Here is an 869-nt window from a genome sequence, read left to right as displayed (position 1 = left end):
TCGCGTGAGGGCGCTGCCGGTGGGCCGACACGCGCTGCTCCTGGAGGTGGACACCGCCGAGGAAACCGAGGCGCTGCACGCGGAACTGCTGCGCCGGCGGGACGCGGGCAGCCTCCCGGTGGTCGTGGAGATCGTCCCGGCGGCGCGCACCGTACTTCTGGACGGGCTGCGGGACGTCGACGTCGACGCGTTCGCCGTCGACGTCGTCGGGTGGCACGTGCCGCCGATTCCCGACGAGGCGGGCACGCCGGTCGAGATCGTGGTGCGCTACGACGGGCCCGACCTGGCGGAGGTCGCCGGACTGTGGGGTGTGTCGCCCCGTGAGGTCGCCGGCATCGTCGGGGCGACGTCGTTCCGGGTCGCGTTCTGCGGGTTCTCGCCCGGTTTCGGCTACCTGACCGGGCTGCCCGAGCGCTACCACGTGCCGCGCCGTGCGACACCGCGTACCGCGGTGCCCGCCGGGTCGCTCGCGCTCGCGGGCGAGTACGCCGGCGTGTACCCGCGCTCCTCCCCCGGCGGTTGGCAACTGATCGGCAGCACGGACGCGGTGCTGTGGGACGCGGACCGCGAACCGGCCGCGCTGTTCGCTCCGGGTACGACCGTGCGATTCGTCGACGAGGCGGCGCGGTGAGCGGGCGGTTGGTCGAGGTCGTGCGCCCAGGGCCGTTGACCACGGTCCAGGATCTGGGCCGGCCCGGGTACGCGCACTTGGGCGTACCGCGCTCGGGCGCGCTGGACGGGCCCGCGCATCGGCTGGCCAATCGTCTGGTCGGCGGCGCCGCGCGGGCCGCGACGCTGGAGACCACGCTCGGCGGGGTCGCGGTACGGGCCGGCGTGGGCGGCGTGACGGCGGCGGTCACCGGGGCGCC

General features: G+C 75.7%; 1 protein-coding gene and 1 pseudogene. Both read left to right on the top strand.

Annotated features, from left to right (window positions below; genetic code table 11):
• The first annotated feature begins 4 nt into the window (after positions 1–4).
• Complete coding sequence (locus GT354_RS52060; protein WP_161365538.1) at positions 5–631, top strand: allophanate hydrolase subunit 1; 627 nt, start codon at positions 5–7, stop codon at positions 629–631.
• A pseudogene (locus GT354_RS52055) lies at positions 628–869 on the top strand (allophanate hydrolase subunit 2 family protein); the annotation flags it as partial. The gene GT354_RS52060 and the pseudogene GT354_RS52055, both read left to right, overlap by 4 nt.

Origin of the sequence: Streptomyces sp. SID3343 (assembly GCF_009865215.1) — a bacterium.
Taxonomy (GTDB): domain Bacteria; phylum Actinomycetota; class Actinomycetes; order Streptomycetales; family Streptomycetaceae; genus Embleya.
This window is presented reverse-complemented; position numbering and strand designations above follow the sequence as displayed.